Annotated in this window: 14 protein-coding genes; 9 read left to right on the forward strand and 5 right to left on the reverse strand. The window is 72.3% G+C overall.

Going from position 1 to position 15,094, the window contains the following annotated elements; genetic code table 11:
* Window positions 1-118 precede the first annotated feature (118 nt).
* Window positions 119-2,716 (forward strand): rifamycin-inactivating phosphotransferase, encoded by a 2,598-nt coding sequence (gene rph / locus ACZ6PY_RS18005; protein WP_466073491.1) that lies wholly within the window; start codon window positions 119-121, stop codon window positions 2,714-2,716.
* Window positions 2,717-2,761: 45 nt separating this feature from the next.
* Here the strand turns inward: rph and ACZ6PY_RS18010 are convergent, their stop codons facing one another.
* A complete protein-coding gene (locus tag ACZ6PY_RS18010) occupies window positions 2,762-3,352 on the reverse strand; it encodes a helix-turn-helix domain-containing protein (RefSeq protein ID WP_466073493.1) in 591 nt (196 codons plus the stop codon).
* A gap of 58 nt (window positions 3,353-3,410) precedes the next feature.
* Here ACZ6PY_RS18010 and ACZ6PY_RS18015 point away from each other — a divergent pair, with 58 nt between their 5' ends.
* The 4 genes from ACZ6PY_RS18015 (at window position 3,411) to ACZ6PY_RS18030 (ending at window position 8,755) form a co-directional block, all read left to right on the forward strand.
* Complete coding sequence (locus ACZ6PY_RS18015) at window positions 3,411-4,685, forward strand: alpha/beta hydrolase (RefSeq protein ID WP_466073575.1); 1,275 nt, start codon at window positions 3,411-3,413, stop codon at window positions 4,683-4,685.
* Between the two features lie 107 nt (window positions 4,686-4,792).
* Entirely contained in the window at window positions 4,793-6,757 is a 1,965-nt protein-coding gene (locus tag ACZ6PY_RS18020) for a potassium transporter Kup (protein WP_466073495.1), read from the forward strand.
* A gap of 314 nt (window positions 6,758-7,071) precedes the next feature.
* A complete protein-coding gene (locus ACZ6PY_RS18025) occupies window positions 7,072-8,271 on the forward strand; it encodes a D-alanyl-D-alanine carboxypeptidase family protein (protein WP_466073497.1) in 1,200 nt (399 codons plus the stop codon).
* 64 nt (window positions 8,272-8,335) lie between these two features.
* Window positions 8,336-8,755 (forward strand): PPOX class F420-dependent oxidoreductase, encoded by a 420-nt coding sequence (locus ACZ6PY_RS18030; protein ID WP_466073499.1) that lies wholly within the window; start codon window positions 8,336-8,338, stop codon window positions 8,753-8,755.
* 4 nt (window positions 8,756-8,759) lie between these two features.
* On the opposite strand, the gene ACZ6PY_RS18035 is transcribed toward ACZ6PY_RS18030, so the two are convergent.
* The 4 genes from ACZ6PY_RS18035 to ACZ6PY_RS18050 all read right to left on the reverse strand — a co-directional run bounded on the left by ACZ6PY_RS18035 (window position 8,760) and on the right by ACZ6PY_RS18050 (window position 11,834).
* The gene (locus ACZ6PY_RS18035) at window positions 8,760-9,809 is read right to left on the reverse strand and encodes an FAD-dependent oxidoreductase (protein WP_466073501.1); all 1,050 of its coding nucleotides are present in this window, start codon (window positions 9,807-9,809) and stop codon (window positions 8,760-8,762) included.
* A gap of 49 nt (window positions 9,810-9,858) precedes the next feature.
* A complete protein-coding gene (locus ACZ6PY_RS18040) occupies window positions 9,859-10,113 on the reverse strand; it encodes a response regulator transcription factor (RefSeq protein WP_466073503.1) in 255 nt (84 codons plus the stop codon).
* A gap of 53 nt (window positions 10,114-10,166) precedes the next feature.
* Window positions 10,167-10,697 (reverse strand): hypothetical protein, encoded by a 531-nt coding sequence (locus tag ACZ6PY_RS18045; protein WP_466073505.1) that lies wholly within the window; start codon window positions 10,695-10,697, stop codon window positions 10,167-10,169.
* An 81-nt stretch (window positions 10,698-10,778) separates the two neighbouring features.
* Entirely contained in the window at window positions 10,779-11,834 is a 1,056-nt protein-coding gene (locus tag ACZ6PY_RS18050) for a helix-turn-helix transcriptional regulator (RefSeq protein ID WP_466073507.1), read from the reverse strand.
* 203 nt (window positions 11,835-12,037) lie between these two features.
* On the opposite strand from ACZ6PY_RS18050, the gene ACZ6PY_RS18055 reads away from it, so the two are divergent.
* The 4 genes from ACZ6PY_RS18055 to ACZ6PY_RS18070 all read left to right on the forward strand — a co-directional run bounded on the left by ACZ6PY_RS18055 (window position 12,038) and on the right by ACZ6PY_RS18070 (window position 15,060).
* Window positions 12,038-12,559 (forward strand): hypothetical protein, encoded by a 522-nt coding sequence (locus tag ACZ6PY_RS18055; protein ID WP_466073508.1) that lies wholly within the window; start codon window positions 12,038-12,040, stop codon window positions 12,557-12,559.
* A 67-nt stretch (window positions 12,560-12,626) separates the two neighbouring features.
* Window positions 12,627-13,070 (forward strand): hypothetical protein, encoded by a 444-nt coding sequence (locus ACZ6PY_RS18060; RefSeq protein WP_466073510.1) that lies wholly within the window; start codon window positions 12,627-12,629, stop codon window positions 13,068-13,070.
* Between the two features lie 90 nt (window positions 13,071-13,160).
* Window positions 13,161-13,901 (forward strand): hypothetical protein, encoded by a 741-nt coding sequence (locus ACZ6PY_RS18065; protein WP_466073511.1) that lies wholly within the window; start codon window positions 13,161-13,163, stop codon window positions 13,899-13,901.
* A 22-nt stretch (window positions 13,902-13,923) separates the two neighbouring features.
* Window positions 13,924-15,060, forward strand: coding sequence for a glycerophosphodiester phosphodiesterase family protein (locus ACZ6PY_RS18070; protein WP_466073513.1), 1,137 nt, complete (start codon window positions 13,924-13,926; stop codon window positions 15,058-15,060).
* The last annotated feature ends 34 nt before the right edge of the window (window positions 15,061-15,094 follow it).

Genomic DNA, 15,094 nt, shown 5'->3' on the forward strand with positions numbered 1-15,094 from the left:
ACCCAGGAACGTACGAAGAAATGGGGCACGACGTGCGCATGTGGTGGGCGACCGGTCGGGGGCGCGGGGACGCCGAATCGCCGACGGCATCGGCGCAGGCCGTCTCGGAGGTGTCGCGATGACCGAGCGGTACGTGCGGGGACTCCCCGAGGTGGACGAGAGCCAGGTCGCGATCGTCGGCGGCAAGGGCGCGCACCTCGGGGCGCTGACCCGGATCGAGGGCGTCGACGTGCCACCCGGCTTCTGCGTCACCACGGACGCCTTCCGGCGGGTGCTGGCCGAGGCGCCGTCGATCGACGACCGGCTCGACGAGCTGTCGCGCCTGGCCCCGGACGACCGGGAGGCGGTCCGCGCGGTCAGCGCGGAGATCCGCCGGACCATCGAGGGAACCGTCCTCCCCGACGATGTGGCGGCGGCGATCACCCGGGCTCTCACCGCGCTCGGTGAGCGGTCCGCCTACGCCGTCCGGTCCAGCGCCACCGCGGAGGACCTGCCGACGGCCTCCTTCGCGGGCCAGCAGGACACCTACCTGAACGTCATCGGGACGGCCGCGATCCTCCAGCACGTCAGCCGGTGCTGGGCCTCGCTGTTCACCGAGCGGGCCGTGACCTACCGCCAGCGGAACGGCATCGACCACCGCACCGTCCACATGGCCGTCGTCGTGCAGAAGATGGTCTTCCCGGAGGTGTCCGGCATCCTGTTCACGGCCGACCCCGTGACGTCCCACCGGAAGGTCGCCACCGTGGAGGCCAGCTTCGGCCTCGGCGAGGCGCTCGTCTCCGGGCTGGTGAACGCCGACGCCTACACGGTGCGGGACGGTGCGATCGTCGACCGGACGATCGCCACGAAGCGGCTCGCCGTCCACGCCCTACCGGCCGGCGGGACGACCGAGCAGGCGATCGACGCGGCGCGGCAGGACCAGCCGGCGCTCACCGATGCACAGGTCATCCGCCTGGTGCGGCTGGGCCGGCGGATCGAAGCCCACTTCGGCCACCCCCAGGACATCGAATGGTGCCTGGTCGACGGCGACTTCCAGATCGTGCAGAGCCGGCCGATCACCACGCTGTTCCCCGTCCCCGAGACCGGCGACGGAGGGAACCACGTCTTCATCTCGGTCGGTCACCAGCAGATGATGACCGACCCCATGAAGCCCCTGGGGCTCTCGATGTGGCAGCGGACGGCCATGGCACCGATGTACGACGCCGGTGGCCGGCTGTTCGTCGACGCCACCCGGGCCCTGGCATCGCCGGCGAGCCGCGCCGGCCTGCTGGACATGGCGGGACGATCCGATCCCCTGGTCCGGGACGCGCTGGAGACCGTCATCGACCGCGGCGACTTCCTCCCGTCGCTCCCCGACCAGGCTCCGGCGGGGCCGCGCGCCGGCGGCGCGCCGGCGCCGATCGAGACCGATCCGGCCATCGTCACCGATCTGATCGAACGCAGCGAGGCGTCCATCGACGCCCTGCGGCGCGACATCGCGACGAAGTCCGGCCCCGCGCTGTTCGAGTTCCTCCTGGCGGCGTTTGAGGAGCACAAGCGGTTCCTGGCCGAACCGCGGAGCATGCAGGCGATCATGGCGGGCATGGAGGCCACGTGGTGGCTCAACGACCAGTTGCGGGCGTGGCTGGGCGAGAAGAACGCGGCCGACACGCTCACCCTGTCCGCGCCGCACAACGTCACGTCGGAGATGGGGCTGGCGCTCCTGGACGTCGCCGACGTCATCCGCCCGCACCCGGAGGTGGTCGCCTTCCTGCGGGAGGTCGAGGACGAGGACTTCCTGGACGAGCTGGCCAAGCTCCCGGGCGGCGCGGAAGCGCGGGAGGCCATCCTGGCCTTCCTCGACAGGTACGGCATGCGCTGTGTCGGCGAGATCGACATCACGAGGCCGCGCTGGAGCGAACGCCCGGCGACCCTCGTGCCCGTCATCCTGGACAACGTCAGGAACTTCGCGCCAGGCGCCCGGGAGCGGCGCTTCGAGCAGGGGCGCCAGGAGGCGGCGAAGAAGGAACAGGACGTCCTGGAACGCCTGCGGGCCCTGCCCGACGGCGAGCGGAAGGCGGCCGAGACCAAGCGGATGATCGACCGGGTCCGCACCTTCATCGGGTACCGGGAGTATCCGAAGTACGCCATCGTCAGCCGCTACTTCGTCTACAAGCAGGCCCTGCTCAGGGAGGCCGAGAGCCTCGTGCGGGCGAACGTGCTCCGCGAGCCGGAGGACATCTTCTTCCTCACGTTCCAGGAGCTGCACGACGCCGTCCGCACGCACCAGGTGGACGACCAGCTCATCCGCCGGCGGAAGGACGCGTTCCGGTCGTATCACGCGCTCACACCGCCCCGGGTGCTCACGTCGGAGGGTGAGGCCCTCACCGGGGCGTACCGGCGCGACGACGTGCCGGCCGGCGCGCTTGTCGGCCTCCCGGTGTCCGGCGGGGTCGTCGAGGGGCGGGCCCGGGTCGTCCTGGACCTGGCCGACGCCGATCTGGAACCGGGCGACATCCTGGTCACCGCGTACACCGACCCGAGCTGGTCACCGCTGTTCGTCGCGGTGAAGGGACTGGTGACGGAGGTCGGCGGCCTCATGACCCACGGTGCGGTGGTCGCCCGGGAGTACGGGCTGCCCTCCGTCGTCGGTGTGGAGCACGCGACCAGGCTGATCCGGGACGGGCAGCGGATCCGCGTGCACGGGACCGACGGCTACGTGGAGATCCTGCCCTGACCGACCCTGGGAGCGAGGGATCGGGTCCGGGTGACGCCGGGGGCCTCAGACGGCGGCGCCGCCGCGGGCTGCCGGAGGGTCCGACGGGTCCCCGTCGGGATCGGAGTTCGGTTCCTCGGTCGGGAAGAGGATCGGGCTGAGCAGGTATCGGGCGCGGTCGGGTGTCGACCGGTTCGCCAGCCGCGGGGCGATGGCCGCACGCAGTTCGCCGATCAGCTCGCGGAGTTCGTCCTTGCTGAGCCAGAGCGCGTGCTGGCGGTAGCCGACGAGGTCCGCCGCCGGATCGGCGTTCTCGCGGTCGAGGTAGGCGTCGAACTCGGCGAGCAGTGCGGCCATCGCGGTGGCGAACGCCCGTCGATGGTCGTCGGCGGAGAGCAGAGCCATCACGGCGGGGTCGATGACCGCCCGGTCCTGGCGCAGGCGGTATCGACGCTCCACCGCGCCGCGTACCCGGCGCTCGTCGGCGACTTCCAGGATGCCTCCGCCGGCCAGCAGGTCGACGTGCCGGTAGACGGTGGCTTTCGAGACGTCGGAGATCCGGGCGCAGAGCTGAGCGGTCGTGAGCGTGCGGCCGCCCCGCATGGCGTGCACGATCCGCAGCCGCACCGGGTGGGCCAGGAGCTCAAGGACGTCCATCGCCCAACGATCTCATACGTGCTACCGTTCGCAACACTTGAGAATGGAAGGGGTGGGGATGATCTCCGGAAGCAGGCCGGCGGAGCACGCCCTCGAGGTCGTCGCACTGGCCCGCGACGGCCGCTTCGCCGAGATCGAGAAGCGGTTCGCCCCCGCGCTGCGCGCCGTCGTCTCCGCCCGGACGCTGCGGGCCGCCTGGGCAACCGAGATCGGCACCTCCGGGTCGGTCCGCGTCGTGGGCGCGGCGCGGAGCGAGCCGACCGCCGCCGGCCTGGTCCGGGTGAGCGTCCCGGTGACCTGCGAGCGCGGCGACCGCACGGTGATCATGTCCGTCGACGGTGCCGGCATGCTCCACGGCCTCCGCCTCGCACCCGCCGCGCCCGCCGCGTGGACTCCGCCGCCCTACGCGTGCCCGACCACGTTCGACGAGCACGAGGTCACGGTCGGCTCGGGTCCGCTCGCCGTCGCCGGCACGGTGAGCCTGCCCCGCGGGCCCGGCCCCCGTCCCGGCGTCGTCCTGCTCAGCGGCGGGGGGCCGTTCGACCGGGACGGGACCAGCGGCCCGAACAAGCCGCTCAAGGACCTCGCCTGGGGGCTGGCCAGCCGCGGCGTCGCGGTGGCGCGCTTCGACAAGGTGACCCACACGCATTCCGGCCAGGTGGCCGAGGCTCGCGATTTCACCATGACCGACGAGTACGTGCCGCACGCCGTCGCCGCCGTTCATCTCCTCCAGCGACAGCCGACAGTGGACCCCGCCCGCGTCGTCGTCCTCGGACACAGCATGGGAGGCAAGGTAGCGCCGCGGGTGGCGACCGCCGAGCCGTCCGTCGCCGGCCTGGTGCTCCTGGCCGGCGACGCGCAGCCGATGCACCGGGCCGCCGTGCGGGTCGCCCGCCACCTCGCCTCGCTGACCGACGACCCGGCGGCCCAGGAGTTCGTGCGTGTGCTGATGCGGCAGGCCGCGCTGGTCGACGACCCGCGCCTGTCCCCGTCGACACCGGCCGCCGAGCTGCCGCTCGGCCTGTCCGCCTCGTACTGGCTGGACCTGCGCGGTTACGACCCGGTCGCCACGGCGGCCGCACTGGACAAGCCGATGCTCATCCTCCAGGGCGGCCGCGACTACCAGGTGACCGTCGACGACGACCTGGCGCGATGGGAGGCCGGCCTCGCGCACCGGCCCGACGTCACGATCCGGGTCTACGACGCCGACAACCACCTGTTCTTCCCCGGCACCGGCCGTCCCGGCCCCGCCGATTACGAGGCGGCGCAGCACGTCGACCCCACCGTCGTGGCCGACATCGCCGACTGGCTGGCGCCGGCCCCCCGGTCGTGACGTCTCCCCCGCTGCCGGCCCTCCGCCCGTCCTGACGGTGATGTGCACTGTCGACCAAGGTTCGCAGGTCCGGGGTAGGGCCGGCCGAGAGTTGATATGCCTATGGGGTGGCGGAGCGTGCAGGCAACGAGCAGCCCGGGGCAGGCGCCCCGGAACCCCCGGAGGATGGCGGGACGGCGTCCCGGACGTCGCCGGCGAGGCTCGGCCTGCTGCTGGGCGCGTTGGGTGTGGTCTACGGCGACATCGGCACGAGCCCGCTGTACGCGCTGAAGACCGTCTTCACCCTGGACCGCAGCCTGACACCGGACGCTCCCGACGTGTTCGGCGTGATCTCGTGGGTCTTCTGGTCGATCATCCTGATCGTCTCGGTCAAGTACGTCATCTTCATCCTGCGGGCCGACAACGAGGGCGAGGGCGGGGTGATGGCCCTGGCCGCCCTCGCCCGGCGGGCGCTGCTCACGATCAGTGAGCGCCGCGCCGAGACCGTGCTGGCGCTCGGGGCGCTCGGCGCGGCCCTGTTCTACGGGGACAGCGTGATCACCCCGGCGATCTCGGTGCTGTCGGCCGTGGAAGGACTGGAGGTGATCTCCCCCAGGTTGGCGGTCGTGGTCCTGCCGGCGTCGGCGGTGATCCTCACCCTGCTGTTCGCCATCCAGCGCTGGGGCACCGGGCGGGTCGGGGCCGTGTTCGGGCCGATCATGCTGCTCTGGTTCGCCTGCCTGGGCGTCGCCGGCGCGGCCGAGGTGATCCGTCACCCGAACGTGCTGGCCGGGCTGTCACCGACGTACGCGGCCCTGTTCGTCGTCGACCACCCGATGATCGCGTTCATCGCGATGGGTGCCGTGGTGCTGTCGATCACCGGAGCCGAGGCGCTCTACGCCGACATGGGGCACTTCGGTCGCGCTCCGATCCGCCAAGCCTGGTTCGGGATCGTCTTCCCGGCGCTGACCCTGAACTATCTCGGCCAGGGCGCACTGATCCTGCGGGCGCCGGGAAGCCGGGACAACCCGTTCTTCCTGCTGCTGCCGAGCTGGGCGCAGCTGCCGATGGTCGTGCTGGCGACCGTGGCCACCGTGATCGCGTCCCAGTCGGTGATCTCCGGGGCGTTCTCGGTGTCCCGGGAGGCCATGCGGCTGGGCTTCCTGCCGCACCTGCGCATCCGGCAGACCTCGCGCCGCCAGTACGGACAGATCTACGCCCCCGGCGTGAACTGGGGCCTGTTCGCGGCGGTCCTGGTGGTGGTGTTCGCGTTCGGCTCGTCCACGAACCTCGCCGCCGCCTACGGCGTGGCGGTCACCGGCACCTTCATGATCACCACGACCCTGTTCCTGGTCGTCGCCCGGGCGGGATGGCACTGGAGCACCTGGCGGCTGGTGCTGTTCGGCGTCGTCTTCGGCAGCATCGAGCTGACCTTCTTCACGGCGAACCTGGCGAAGGTCACCCACGGCGGTTGGCTGACGCTGCTCATCGCGATCATCCTGTTCACGGTCCTGCTGACCTGGCGGCGCGGCGCGGAGCTGGTCACCGCCCGGCGGATCGAACGGGAGGGACCGCTCCCCGAGTTCCTCGACCATTTGCACGCCACGAAGATCCCGTGGGTGCCGGGCACCGCGGTCTTTCCCCATCCGAACAAGGAGACGACGCCCCTGGCGTTGCGCGCGAACGTCGCGCACTACCACGTCCGGCACGAACGAATTGTGATCATCACCGGTCGCACCGGCAACGTCCCCCACATCCCCTGGGACCAGCGCCTCACCGTCGACGACCTCGGCGACCCGAACGACGGCATCATCCACATCGACGCGCTCTTCGGCTTCCAGGATCCCACCGACTTCCCCGAGGTGCTCCGCCGCGCGGCCACCCATCCGCAGGCCAGGGCCATCAACCTCGACCAGGACCAGGTCTCCTACTTCGTCTCGCGGATCACGCTGCGTTGCACGCGCCAGCCCGGCATGGCCGTCTGGCGCAAGCGCCTGTTCATCGCCCTGGCCCACAACGCCGCCAGTCACGCCGAGTTCCTCCACCTGCCGGAGGAGCGCACCATCGTGCTCAGCGCCGAGGTCGCGGTCTGAGCCTGGCCCACCCGCCGGGTTCCCCGGCGAAGGAGGCGCCTTCGGAGCGAGCCACTCGACGCGCCTGCTCAGGATCCCTCGACCGGCTTCGCGGCCGGGCGCTGCAGACGCTCACCGGCCCGGCGACGACAGGGCGGCGCGTTTCGACGGAATGGACCCGGGGAGGCCGGAAATCGCACTTTCGGAGCCGCGCGAAACGGCACAAGTCCGTGGAGAAGGTGCTTGTCGGGTCGAGGCCGGAAATTGTCGCCCTGCCGGGACCACTTTCGGCAACCGCGCCATGCCCGCATGGCGGGCGATTACGGTGCGAAGGCGTGACCATTATTCGCATCGCTGCGGTAGTGCTCAGTGCCGTCCTGACCGTGCCCGCCGCGGTGTCGGCGTCACCGGCGCGGGCCGCCACGCCGTACCTGCCCTGCCCGACCGTGCAGCCGCCGGTTGCCCCACCGGCCGCACCGTCTCCGCCGCCGGTCGCCCCCGCCGACCTCGCCGTCGGCGGCGAGTCGCTGGCGACGGCGGGACTGTCCGTCCCGGCCGGTGCGCCGGCGGCCCCGGCGGTGACCGCCACCTCGTGGCTGGTGGCCGACCTGGACAGTGGCGCGGTGCTGGGCGGATGCGGGCCGCACGAGCGCCGCACGCCGGCCAGTGTGCAGAAGATGCTGCTCGCCGCGGCCCTGATGCCGCACCTCGACCCGAACCAGGTGGTCGAGGTGACCCGGGCGGACCTGCAGGACCTCGATCCGGCCAGCTCGGTGATGGGGGTGGTCCCCGGCGGCCGGTACTCGATCGAGAGCCTGTGGCTGGGGCTTCTCCTGAAATCGGGCAACGACGCCGCCAACGTGCTGGCCCGCGTCGGTGGTGGCCCCGCCGGCCGGCAGGGCGGCGTGCAGGCCATGAACGACGAGGCACACCGGCTGGGCGCACACCAGACCCACGCCGTGACACCGTCCGGCCTGGACGGTCCCGGCCAGTACACCAGCGCGTACGACCTGGCGTTGATCGCGCGCGCCACCTACGCCCGCGCGGACTTCCGGCGGTACGTCGCGACCCGGGTGGCGGAGGTTCCCGCAGCGCCGGGACGAGCCGGCTTCTCCCTGACCCACGACAACACCCTGCTGGACCACTACCCGGGGACGCTCGGCGGGAAGACCGGCTTCACCGACCTGGCACGACAGACGTACGTGGGGGTGGCCGAGCGCGACGGCCGGCGGCTCGCCGTGACCCTGCTCGGCGCGGAAACCGCGCCGCTGGGCAGCCTGGGCGAGGCGGCGGCGCTGCTGAACTGGGGCTTCGCGCTCTCCCCCGGCGCGTCGGTCGGCCGCCTGGTCACCCCGGACGAGAAGAAGCAGGACCGTCCCGTCGCCCAGGTCAAGGCCGAGCCGCACGGGTCGGCGCGGACCGGGCGGTCGACGTCGTGGCCGGCGGTCCTCGGTGTCGGCGCCGCCGGCGCCCTGGCCGTCGCGCTCCTGGCGGTGCCCCGGCGGCGGAGGGCGCGGGCGGCGGCCAAACCGTAGCCGGCCCGATCCGCCCGGCGGTTGCGTACATTGCGGAGGTCACGCTGTCGCGAGGAGGAGAACCATGTCGAAGCCGCCGCTGCCCGAATCCGCGATCACCATGCTGCGCAAGGCGAACCCCGCGGTCATCGGCACGCTCCGGGCCGACGGTCAGCCGGTCTCCGCGGCCACCTGGTACCTGTGGGACGACGGCCGGGTCATGGTGAACATGGACGAGGGTCGCCGCCGGCTCAGCCATCTCCGCAACGACCCCCGGGTCACCCTGACGGTGCTCGACGAGCAGGGCTGGTACACCCACGTCACGATCCTGGGGCGCGTCGTCGAATTCCGCGACGACGAGGACCTGGCCGACATCGACCGGCTCTCCCAGCACTACACCGGCAGGGCGTATCCACGGCGCGACCGCCGGCGGGTGAGCGCCGTCATCGAGATCGACCGCTGGCACGGCTGGGGCGCGCTGAAGGACAACGACCAGGTCGGGTGAGCGCTCAGGCGAGGGCGGGCGCCAGGAGCGTGCGCAGCTCGCGGACCGCCGCCCGCCCGGCACGGTTCGCGCCGACCGTGCTGGCGGACGGCCCGTAGCCGACCAGGTGGATCCGGGGATCGGCGACCACCCGGGTGCCGTCCATGACGATGCCGCCGCGAGGGCCGCGCAGGCGCAGGGGCGCCAGGTGGTCGAGCGCCGGCCGGAAGCCGGTGCACCAGAGGATGACGTCCACGTCCTGCGCGGCGCCGTCGCGCCACTGGACGCCGCCGGGGACGATCTTGTCGAACATCGGCCGACGTCGGAGGAGGCCCCGGTCCCGGGCTTCGCGCACCTGCGGTGTCCACGCCAGCTCGGTCGCGCTGGCGATGCTGCCCGGAGGAAGGCCGGCCCGTACGCGTGCCTCCACCTTGGCGACCACCTCGCGCCCGTAGTCCGGGGTGAACGGCCCGTCCCGGAACACCGGCGGGCGACGGGTGACCCAGGTCGTCGTCGCCGCGACGTCGGCGACCTCGACCAGGAGCTGCACGGCCGAGGCCCCGCCCCCGACGACGACCACCCGCTTGCCGGCGAATTCCGCCGGCCCGCGGTAGTGGGCGGTGTGCAGCTGGCGCCCGAGGAACGTCTCCTGCCCCGGGTAGTACGGCACGAACGGCCTGGTCCACGTCCCCGTCGCGTTGATCAGTGCGCGGGTGGTCCAGGTGCCTTTGTCGGATTCGACGAGGAGTCGTCGGTCGTCGGCGTTCCGGACGGCCGTGACGGCGATCGGCCGTTGCACGTCGATGCCGAATTCCCGCTCGAAGGCGGCGAAGTAGGCCGGCACCGCGTCGGCGGCGGGTTCGTCCGGCGGGGGCGGCGTGAAGTGCATTCCGGGCAGGTCGAAGATGCCGTGCACGGTCGCCATGCGCAGCGTCGGCCACCGGTGCCGCCAGGCGCCGCCGGGTGCCGCGTCGGCGTCCAGCACCGCGAAGTCGAGACCGGAGGAGCGCAGGTGGTAGGCGCTGGACAGGCCCGCCTGCCCGGCCCCGACAACCACCACATCCGTCTCCGGCACGTGCCGCACAACCTCTCCGGCGCGCCCGAACTTCCCACGGCGACGGATCTCACACCGACTCCTCTGCCGCTGGCGCCTCGGCGCTGTTGACACGGTCGGGCGAGGCGACGATGTTCAAGGCGCCCAGGGCGGCGCCCAGCTGGAACCGGTTGTCCACGTGCAGCCGGTCCATCAGTGACCGCATCATGTTCGACACCGACCGTTTGCTGATCCCGAGTTCCCGGGCCGCGGTGGCGTCGGTGTGCCCCCGCGCGAGCAGGTCGATCAACGCTGCCTCGCGCGGTGAGAGCCGGAGCTGCGACACCGGAGCCTCCTGGGGGCCGTGTTCGGTGCTGGCGGGGAAGGGACCGGGCTCGGTCAGTCCGGGGGCGGCCGCAGGCAGGTGGCGCAGTTGCCGCCGCCACCGCCGTTACCGACAAGGATCGGGTCCTTGTAGCTGAGTGGCCGACTCACCAGTTGCGCGCCGGTGCGCGTGACGAGCAGGCAGCGGTTGAGCGACCCGGGCATGATCGAGCCAGGACCGATGCCCAGGCAGTAGGCGGTGTACTCGCCGTCACCCATCGGCACCGGAACCGGCACGGCGAAGGGGTCGGCGGTCCCGGTCCGCCCGTACCGGTACAGGGCGCCCCCGCTGAGCTGACCGCTGACGTAGTAGAGGACCGCGTACGCCGCGCCGGCGGGCGTGGCGGCGCAGGTGTTGACCCAACCGTGCAGGGTGCCGGCCGCGTCGATGGACTCGACCTGGCCGGTTGCGCACTGCGAGACCGGTATCTGGTCGGCGCCGCCCCACGTTTCGCTGGTGGCGGCGGCCGGCAGGGGCGAGCCGAGGACGAGCGCGGCGGCGAGCACCGCCGCCGCCCCGGTGCGCAGATCGTGACGCAGGGCCATCGGGATCCTTCCAGATGTCTGGCGGGTGGACGAGGCTGACCGACCGCGCACGGCGCGCTCGGTGGGACTGGTGGGCGGGGCTCAGCCGGCCGGGGGCCGGTCGTGACCTGGCGGCGGGCCGAAGACTCCGGCGGATCCGAGCACCAGGCCGAGTTGGAACCGGTTGGTCACGCGGAGCCGGTCCATGAGGGCACGCAGGATGCCGGAGACGGAACGCTCGCTGATCCGCAGCTCCCGTGCGGCCCGGGCCTCGGTGTGACCCCGGGCGAGCAGGTTGACCAGGGCCGCCTCGCGGTCGGTGAGGACCAGGCCGGCCCGCGTGCCGGTCGGGCACGACCGCCAGTGCCGCTCGAACGTCGCGACCAACGACTCCACCACCGAGGCGTGGCGGATCTCCAGGTAGCCGCGTTCGTAGTTGCCCGGGTCGACCGGGAACAGCGCCACCGCCCGGTCCACGACGATCAGCTTGAGCGGCACGCCGGGACTTTTCCGGTAGCTGTCCGTGGACCCACCGGCGTCCGTGCCGCCGTACGGGGTCAGCAGGTCCGCGTCGCGCGGCTGGACGCCGATCATCCGTACGGCGACACCACGCTCCCGCAACGTGCGGTCCATCGAACCGGCGGCGGTCTTGGCGGATTCGTCGAAGGTGGGTTCCGGGTTCATGGCCAGGTGCTCGCGGCGGGCCATGCCGACGAGCGCGGCCAGGCGGCGCCGGGCGGCGTCCCGCGTGGTCAGGTGGTTGACGCCGGCGCCGAGTTCGACCAGCTCGTCGCTCAGCCGCATCGACCGGGCCGACGGCCGGCCGGTCGCGCCGGGACCGGGCTGGCAGAGGTGCGCGACCGCCGTCATGGCCTGGGCCAGCGGCACCGCCCGCCACGTCCCGCTCGCCGCGCGCGGGCCCGCCGGCTCACCGACGAGACCGCCGTCGCGCAGTTCGGCCAGGCAGCCGAGGACCATGGTCAGGGGCATGCCGAGATCGCGTGCCAGCCGCCCGCCGGTCTGACCGCCGTACGCGGTCAGCGACCGGAAGACGAGATCGGCCGAGGGCGTGAAGCCGTACCGCGTCAGCGACGGCGCCGGGTGGATCGGCATTGCCGGATGCGCCTGCGGCGCGGTGGTGGCGAGCGGGGGTGCCATACGGGAAACCAATCACCTACGCCGATTCAATCCCGGGTTCGTAGCCGAACTGTGACCTTCTCGTGCGTCTTTGCGCAGCCGTGTTCCGCCGCCCCGGCGGGCTTGCGTCGCCCGTACGCACTTCCGCAGATCCGGTGCCGGCTCTTACGACGTCCGCCGTCCCCCTGTTTCGGTGGGCGCACTCGACGAACCAAGGAGGAGAAATGCGCAAAGGTGTTTCCCGGTGGGCGGCGGCCGTCCTGTCCGGAGTGATGGGCAGCGCGGCGCTGACGGCTCCGGCGCTGGCCGGCGAGAACAGCACGTTGGCCTGCCCGCCCGAGTACTTCTACGACATCACGTCCAGCAGCAGCTACCACATGCCCGCCTCGGGCGCCTACTTCAAGAGCGGCCCCGGCGGCAGCCTGTCGGTCAGCGTCACCAAGTCGACCACCATCACGGCGACCGCAACCGTCAGCGCCGGCGCCACGGTCTCCGGCATCGTCGCGGAGGCCAAGGTCGAGGTCAGCGCGTCGATCGCCTCGAGCAACACGATCTCGGTCGGTCACACGTTCAACCACAACATCACCGCGGGAAAGTACGGCAACGCGCAGTACGGCTCCTGGGGTTACAACGTCGGCTGGCGGTACTACTACACCAGCGCGTCCTGCTCCACCGTGCTCAAGTCCTCGGGTACGGCCAAGGTGCCGACCAGCGCCGAGGGCTGGCGTTACTGGGAGACGAACTAATCCGCCCGCCATGGCCCGCGCGCGGATCGGGCGCGGGCCATGGCCGTACCCCCTCAGGGACCCTGCCATGCGAACTGCTGCCGCCCTTGCCGGCCTCGCCCTTGCCGCCGCTGTCCCGTCGATCACCGGCTGCGCCGGAACCGCCGACCCGCGGCCCGACCGCGCCCGGGCCCCCGCCACCGGCGCGCCGGCGGCCCCCTCGCTCAGCGCCCCGGCCGAGGAACTGCCGGGGACGCGGACGCTGCTCTACCAGCCGCCGGTGCACGGCGCCCGGCTGGTGGGCCGGGCCGCCGTGCGGTCCGACGTTCCGGTCTGGATCAGCGTGACCTGTTCCGCGCCGGCCGACGCCGACATCCGGGTCGAGTTCCAGCCGCTGGACCAGTTCCACATCCCGTGCGGATCGGCGGTCTCCGCCACCCGCAACCAGGTCAACCTCCGAAGCCCGCGCACGCTCACCCTGGCCGTCACGGCACCGGAGTCGGTGACCTGGAGCATCCGCGTCCAGCAGTGAGGGGTTCCGGCCCGGCGGGGGCGGCGAGTCGCCGCCGCCGGCCGATGCCTCGGGGCAACGCGGCGAACAGCGCCGCCGTATCCTGCGCCGGTGCCGCTCCCCTCCTCGACCGCGACCCGCTCCCCCGTGACCCGGACAGCGCTACGGATGCTGGTCGCCGGGCTCGTGGCCACGCTGCTGCTGGCCGGCTGCGGACTCCTCACCCCACCCCGTCTCGCATCCCTGCTGCAGTTCCGGTTCACGCCGGTCACCGGGAACGGGTACATGAACCAGGTCCTCACCATCTACAACGACAGCACCCGGATGGTCGCCCCGACACTGGAATTTACGGCACTCGATGCCCAGCGAAACCCGCTACCGGCGGTGAAGGTCGCCACGGTCTACGGCAGCGACCGGGGACGGCTTGTCGTCGCACCGGGGAGTGGCATCGACGTGCTGATCTTCACGGGCGAGAGGGCGCAGTGGGCTGTGGATGTGGCCGTGTCCGTCCGCGCCGCCGAGCGGGTCGACGCGCCGGCGGTCGGCGTCGAACCGATCGTCGCCCCGGTGGACGACTCCGGCCGCGTGGTCGACCGCAACAGCCGATTCGCCGCCGTGTCGCTGCGCAACGAGGACAGCGAACCGATGCACGTCCGGCTGGTGTACATCATCTGGACCGAGCCGGAAGGAATCGAGCGGCAACAGGCCGAACGGGTCGTACCGATCGGCGACCTGATCGTCATCCCGCCCAAGCTCGGCACCCTCGTGCCGGTCCGGGGAGAGGCGCAGACCGCCATGGCGGACGCGGCAGGGCGCGTCCCGACCAGCATCAAGGCATACCTGTCCCGGTAGCCGCCGCGGTTAGGGTCAGGCAGTGATCAGCCGTAACAGCGGGCGCGCCGCGACGTACGCCCACCGCGGATCGTCCGGCGTGGCGCCGGAGAACACCGCGGCCGCCGTCGAGCTCGCGATCGCCGAGGGCGCCGACTACGTCGAGACCGACGTGCAGCTCAGCGCCGACGGAGAACTGGTGATCATCCATGACGCCACGCTGGCCCGCACCACCGACGCCGCGCTGGTCTTCGCCGACCGCGCGCCCTGGAACGTGCACGACTTCACCCTCGCCGAACTCAGGAAACTCGACGCCGGGGGTTGGTACGACGCCGAGTTCGCCGGCCAGCACATCCTGACCTTCGACGAGCTGCTCGACCTGGTCGGCGGCCGGGTCGGCCTGAACCTCGAGCTGAAGTCGCCGGCGTTGAATCCCGGGCTGGCGGCGGCGGTCGCCGCCCGGCTGCGGGAGCGTCGAAGCCATATCGAGCTGGGCCCCCTGCCGCGCCCGCTCGTCGTCGGGTCCTTCGACGAGCCGGCCCTCCGCGACTTCCACGCGCGGCTGCCGGACGTCCCGGTCTCCCTGATCGCCTACGACGTGCCGGCGGGCGGGAAGCTGACCGAGCTCGCCGACTGGGTCTACTCGGTCAACCCGGACATCCGCCGGCTGCGCCCCGAGGACGCGGCCCGGGTCGTCGCGGCGGGCATGGCCGTCGTGCCGTGGACGGTCGACTCGCCCGAGTTGTGGCGACGGGCCCTCGACCTCGGCGTCGCCGGCATGATCACCAACTATCCGTACGCCCTGGCGAACATGCTGCACGGCCGCGACCCGGTGCCCGGCGCGGCGGGTGTGGTCGTCCAGGACATCGTGTGCCGCTCCCCCGGCGACGAGCCGCAGTGGGCCGGTGAGCACGCCGTCCTGCGCAACGTCTCCGGCCAGCCGGTGGACGTCAGCGGCTGGTATCTGCGCAGCCAGTCGTCCGCCAGGGTGGTGGTGGGCGACGGTTACGTGATCCCGCCGGGCGGGGTGCTGCGGGTGTACACCGGCCCGGGCCGGGATGACGCGGCCGGCTACCACAACTGCCGCACCACCGCCGTCTGGAACGGCACGAAGGGCGACTCGGCGGGGTTGCATCGCGCGGACGGCACGATCGTCGACCTGTACGCCTACATCGTCTGACCCGACGGACCCGCCGAGCGCAGTGCGGTCCGAC

This window comes from Micromonospora sp. NPDC048907, from assembly GCF_055586885.1.

Coding starts and splice junctions, on each gene's coding strand:
- ACZ6PY_RS18010 (WP_466073493.1), bottom strand. CDS start 3,352: ATGGACGTCCTTGAGCTCCTGGCCCACCCGGTGCGGCTGCGGATCGTG.
- ACZ6PY_RS18050 (WP_466073507.1), bottom strand. CDS start 11,834: ATGGCACCCCCGCTCGCCACCACCGCGCCGCAGGCGCATCCGGCAATG.
- ACZ6PY_RS18015 (WP_466073575.1), top strand. CDS start 3,411: ATGATCTCCGGAAGCAGGCCGGCGGAGCACGCCCTCGAGGTCGTCGCA.
- ACZ6PY_RS18045 (WP_466073505.1), bottom strand. CDS start 10,697: ATGGCCCTGCGTCACGATCTGCGCACCGGGGCGGCGGCGGTGCTCGCC.
- rph (WP_466073491.1), top strand. CDS start 119: ATGACCGAGCGGTACGTGCGGGGACTCCCCGAGGTGGACGAGAGCCAG.
- ACZ6PY_RS18055 (WP_466073508.1), top strand. CDS start 12,038: ATGCGCAAAGGTGTTTCCCGGTGGGCGGCGGCCGTCCTGTCCGGAGTG.
- ACZ6PY_RS18030 (WP_466073499.1), top strand. CDS start 8,336: ATGTCGAAGCCGCCGCTGCCCGAATCCGCGATCACCATGCTGCGCAAG.
- ACZ6PY_RS18060 (WP_466073510.1), top strand. CDS start 12,627: ATGCGAACTGCTGCCGCCCTTGCCGGCCTCGCCCTTGCCGCCGCTGTC.